The sequence below is a fragment of the uncultured Arthrobacter sp. genome, from assembly GCF_902805515.1.
Classification (GTDB): domain Bacteria; phylum Actinomycetota; class Actinomycetes; order Actinomycetales; family Micrococcaceae; genus Arthrobacter_D.
In genome coordinates, this window is sequence record NZ_CADCTE010000207.1 from 1 (window position 1) to 5,068 (window position 5,068).

At 65.8% G+C, this 5,068-nt stretch carries 6 protein-coding genes; all 6 read left to right on the forward strand.

What is annotated here, in order from left to right; all coding sequences use genetic code 11:
* Positions 1-1,454 (forward strand): LuxR C-terminal-related transcriptional regulator (locus tag QZX79_RS18490; RefSeq protein ID WP_294570931.1); only part of this gene is annotated, 1,454 nt, incomplete at its 5' end.
* 403 nt (positions 1,455-1,857) lie between these two features.
* Positions 1,858-2,187, forward strand: coding sequence for a helix-turn-helix transcriptional regulator (locus tag QZX79_RS18495; protein WP_294570935.1), 330 nt, complete (start codon positions 1,858-1,860; stop codon positions 2,185-2,187).
* The gene (locus QZX79_RS18500) at positions 2,172-2,555 is read left to right on the forward strand and encodes a VOC family protein (protein WP_294570937.1); all 384 of its coding nucleotides are present in this window, start codon (positions 2,172-2,174) and stop codon (positions 2,553-2,555) included. Before QZX79_RS18495 ends, QZX79_RS18500 begins: the two co-directional genes overlap by 16 nt.
* A gap of 181 nt (positions 2,556-2,736) precedes the next feature.
* Complete coding sequence (locus tag QZX79_RS18505; protein ID WP_294570940.1) at positions 2,737-3,336, forward strand: SRPBCC family protein; 600 nt, start codon at positions 2,737-2,739, stop codon at positions 3,334-3,336.
* 289 nt (positions 3,337-3,625) lie between these two features.
* Positions 3,626-3,994 (forward strand): O-methyltransferase, encoded by a 369-nt coding sequence (locus QZX79_RS18510; RefSeq protein ID WP_294570942.1) that lies wholly within the window; start codon positions 3,626-3,628, stop codon positions 3,992-3,994.
* 205 nt (positions 3,995-4,199) lie between these two features.
* A partial coding sequence (locus QZX79_RS18515) for an epoxide hydrolase family protein (RefSeq protein WP_294570944.1) occupies positions 4,200-5,068 on the forward strand: 869 nt, incomplete at its 3' end.

Below are 5,068 nucleotides of genomic sequence, written 5' to 3' on the forward strand. Positions count from 1 at the left end.
CCGAAGCCAAGCGCCTGCGGCCCCGGCTGTTCGCCGAGCACGCTTTGGCCCTGTCGCTCACCGGCCGGCCAAACGACGCCGAATCCCTCCTGAAAGAAGTCGATCGGGCGATCGGGACGACCGGCGAAGACCGCCGGTCTCTGCTCGGATTCGCCTCGGCCGTCCGATCTTGGTGTGCCAGTCTCCGGGGAGACGCGCCCGAAGCCCTAGATCTCGCCCGGCGAGCCCTCTCGCTCCTGCCCAAGGAAGATCTGCACCAGCGCCTCCTCGCCGCCGGCTGTATGGGCGACGCGCTCGGGACCGTCGGCGATCTGGCGTCGGCGAGCGCCGCCCTCGCAGAAGCCACCGAGATCGGACTGGCCGCGGGTCACACCTACGGGACGCTTACGGTTATGACGCTGCACGCCCGGGTGCAGGTTGAGCGGGGCCGCCTTCGCGAGGCGGACGAGACGCTCCGCCGAGCGCAACGGTTCGTGTCCGAGCGAGGCGTCGGGCTGCTGCCCGCCACCGGGGTCTTCCACATCGGGATGGGCACCCTCCTCTACGAACGCGACGACCTGGACGGGGCGGAGCGCGAACTTCGGCGAGGCATCGAGCTGGCCGAACGGACGAGAGAGGTTACCGACCTGGTGTGGGGGTACGTCGGCCTCTCGCGGACGAAGCGGGCGCGGGGGGACGAGGAGGGCGCCATGGAGGTGGCCCGCAACGCGGAGCGGGTCGCGCACGACTCCGGCGCGGACCTGCAGGTCGCCATCGCCTCGTCCTGGATGGTGCGGCTGCGCATCTCGCACGGAGACCCCGCGGAAGCCGCCGCCAACGAACGGGAGCGGGCCGCAAACGCGGGCGAAGCCCCGGACGCTGCGCGGGTGGTTAACCGGATGACCTCGGCGAGGTTGCTCCACGCCCGGGGTCGGTACGACGAGGCGCTGCGGCTGCTGGATGAGCTGCAAGAGGCGGCACAGACGGCGGGACGAACGGGCAATCTCATAGAGATCCTGGCGCTTCAAGCGCTGGCTCTGTGGGCTAGAAAAGCGAAAGAGCGGGCCGTGACAACCCTGACGCAAGCCTTCGCCCTCGCCGAACCGGAAGGCTACGTCCGCACCTTCGTGGACGAGGGGGCCGCGATGGGCGGCCTCCTCTCGGCGACGCTCGAAACCCGGCAGAGGGGCGGCGTGAGCGGGGTCTCGACAGAATACCTCGCGAAGCTCCTGGCGGCCCAGACGAACGGGAAGGCCGCGGCGAAAGCCGACGGACGGCTCCCGGAGCCCTTGAGCGGTCGGGAGCTGGAGGTGCTCGCGCTGATGGCCGCGGGCGAATCGAACGGGGAGATCGCGGCGAGGCTCTTTATCTCGACCACGACCGTCAAGACCCACGTCAACAACCTCTACCGCAAGCTGGGCACGTCCAGCCGCACGCGGGCGGTTGCCCGCGCCAAGGAGCTCGGCCTGATCTAGGTCCGAAACTCCACCCCCCGCTCCACCCTGCGGAGGATGCCTCTCCACCCTTCCCGTCATACCATCGCAAACATAATCCGACGGAAGGAGAAAACATGAGTACAACAAACCAAGACATAAACCCTGTAACACATATAGCGGTAGTCAATGGAGTTGACCCGCCCCCACGATGCTCGCCTCGAAGCATAGCCCTGGGAAGACGCGGGACACTTGGCGCGCCTCTTCGTGACGGAGGAACGCACAGAGGTCCAATACCATTGCACAACGCTCTAGGTGTCACGGGCCTGGCAGAAGATCTGCAGTTCTCTGAAGCCGCCACGCGAGTTCACTTGGGCCGCCCAAGGCGTTCGCACTTGGAAGCGGACTTGACATGCAACCGATTGGTTGCATAATATGGAGGAACATGGCGGGCAGCGACGACAAAGACCTCGATGCGACGTTTCACGCCCTGGCCGATCCGACCAGGCGCGCGATCCTGGACGAGTTGGCCAAACGGGACGGCCAGCCGTTGTTCGAGATTTGCGTTCGCCTCGTGGAGGGCCGCGGCATGAGCCTCACGAGGCAGGCGGTCTCCAAGCACCTGACGGTGCTCGAAAGCGCCGATCTCGTGGAGGTTCGTTGGGAGGGCCGCACGAAGCTGCATTCCGGCAAGCTGTCGGCGCACCTGCCCCGGCTCATCGGGTGGTTGAGCAAGCACGAGCAGGAAGGAGACGTCGAATGCGAATCGTCGTGACCAGCGTGTTCGTAGAAGATCAGGAGAAGGCTTTGAGCTTCTACACGGAAGTCTTGGGGTTCCGGAAAAAGGAGGACGTACCTGTAGGCGAATATCGTTGGCTGACGGTAGTTTCGCCGGAGGATTCGGAAGGGGTCGAACTACTACTAGAACCGAGCGACCACCCCGCCACCAAACCGTTCATGCAGGCTATCGTCGAGGACGGCATCCCGTTCACGAGCTTCGACGTCGAAGACGTGGAGGCCGAACACGCCCGCCTCGAAGGTCTCGGCGTCAAATTCACGCAACCCCCGACCGCGTTCGGCGACGTCACGACGGCTGTGTTCGACGACACGTGCGGGAACCTGATCCAGATCGCCCAGAAGTAGGGGCGCTTGCGCAGACCTCCGCCAGCCTCGCAGCACCCCAGTGTAACGGGGTTAATGTCCTAGTCTGGCCTGAGGGGTTCGAGGGATTTTGGGTGCAGAACCCCGCGTCCATCATACACATTGTCAAGAAGCCGGATCAGGATTAGCCGCATGCGCATCTAAACCCTGCAAAGGAGGCGCTATGAGGATCGAGGACGTGCCATCCGTGAAGGTACAAATGCTCATCCGCAGGCCGGTCGGCGAGGTGTTCCGGGCCTTCGTCGACCCCGCGGTCACGACCAGGTTCTGGTTCACCAAGAGCAGCGGCAAGCTGGAGCCCAGCGCGGAGGTCCGGTGGGAATGGGAGATGCACGACGTTTCCACCACGCTAAAGGTGAAAGACGTCGAGGAGAACAGCCGCATACTCATCGAGTGGGACCCCGACTCCCCCAGGGAGGTCGAGTGGCGTTTCTTCTCCGGGCAAGGCGACACGACCCTCGTCACGATCGCCGAGAGAGGGTTCAAGGGCAATGGGGACGAGATAGTGGCGCAGGCGATCGGCTCGACGGGCGGATTCACTTTTCTTCTTGCCGGGCTCAAAGCGCTGCTCGAGCACGACGTCGAGCTGAACCTCACCGGAGATGCCTTTCCCGATGGATTCGACTCCTTAGGCGAGCAGCGCAAAACAACGGTTTACAGCAGGCGTGCCGGGGAGGCACGCCGCAATGCCGATGAACCTGACCACCGACGCTCTCCTACGTTACCCAGCCGGATCTCCGGTACGCATAGAGGCGATAGTTGACTTGTAGCTGGAGGCCGTCGCACGCGTATGACAAAACAGATGGCAAGTCGAAGCCGCAGGCGATTGGGGAGGTTGCGCCCTAGTACGTCGCGTCAGTAGCCCTCGACCGGTTGGTCCACCTACTTCCCGCCGCCCCCGTAGCCTCGGAGTCTGGCCGCGAAGATTGCCGCCCATACCTGTGGACGGGTGCTCAACCACCGACTCGGCCGGCCTCTGCGCCATCTGGCGGGTCTTGTAGTTTGAGAGATTGCGCAGCAATCGCCCTAGGGTAAGTTGCGAAGGAAGGACCATGACTCAAGAGCGACGGACCTCGGTCGATCGCTACTTTGCCGATCTGCTCGCCCGGCCCGACCCCGCGCTGGACGGGGCGCCCCGGGCCAACGCCGCGGCCGGCCTGCCGCCGCAAGACGTCGCGCCGAACCGGGGCGGGCTGCTGCAGCTGCTGGCGCGGGCCGTGGGGGCGCGCTCCATACTCGAGGTCGGCACGCTGGGCGGCTACAGCACGATCTGGCTCGCCCGTGCCGTGCACGAGGGCGGGCGCCTGGTCACGCTGGAGGTCGACCCCGAGCACGCCGAGGTGGCCCGCGGCAACCTGGCGGGGGCCGGCCTCGCCGAGCGGACGGAGCCTGGTCGAACTCAATCAGCAGCGAACGGGTGAGCATGACGCGCGGCACAAAACGTAAACTGGAGGCGAGACCATGGCGGAGATGGCGGCAACAAGTCCCCAACTAGAAGCAGGTCCACCGGTGCGGGTCGGCTCCAACGGGAACGGCCGAATCGGTCGCAACTCTTTGCTTGCCGCTCTCGCTCGGTCGACCGAAAAACCCACCCGATACGTCGCGCAGCGGCTTTAGGAGGCGACGATGAGCCACGAACCCACCCCATCGCACGGCGCCGAGGTCCGACCCTTCCCGTTGGAGCCGACGCCGATCCACGTGCCTGACGAGGTGCTCACGGACCTGCAGCGACGCCTGGAGCTGACACGCTGGCCGGAAGACGTGGGCAACGAGGATTGGTACTACGGCGTGAACCGCGCCTACCTGCAAGGACTCGTCGACTACTGGCGCACCGACTTCGACTGGCGCGAGGCCGAGGCCGCGATCAACGCCTACGAGCACTACCGCGTCGAGGTCGAGGACGTGCCGGTGCACTTCATGCGCAGGCCCGGGGTCGGCGCTAACCCGACGCCTTTGATCCTCACCCACGGCTGGCCCTGGACGTTCTGGCACTGGTCGAAGGTCGTCGACCCCCTGGCCGACCCGGGCGCGTACGGCGGCGACCCGGCCGAAGCGTTCGACGTTATCGTCCCCTCGTTTCCCGGCTTCGGGTTCTCCACCCCGCTGCCGAACAGCCCGGACATGAACTTCTGGAAGGTTGCCGACCTCTGGCACACCCTCATGACCGAGACCCTCGGCTACGGCACGTACGCCGCCGCAGGCTGCGACGTGGGAGCTTTGGTCACCGGCCAGCTCGGGCACAAGTACGCCGACGAGCTCCACGCCATCCACATCGGCTCCGGCCTGAAGCTCACCTTTTTCAACGGCGACCGGGCCTGGGACCTCGGCGGCGGTCGGCCCATCCCCGGCGGCCTGCCCGGCGACATCCACGCCCGGATCGTCGCGCTGGAGAAGAGGTTCGCCGTCCACCTCGCCGCGCACGTGCTCGACCCGAGCACGCTCGCCTACGGGCTATCCGACTCACCAACCGGGATGCTCGCCTGGATACTCGAACG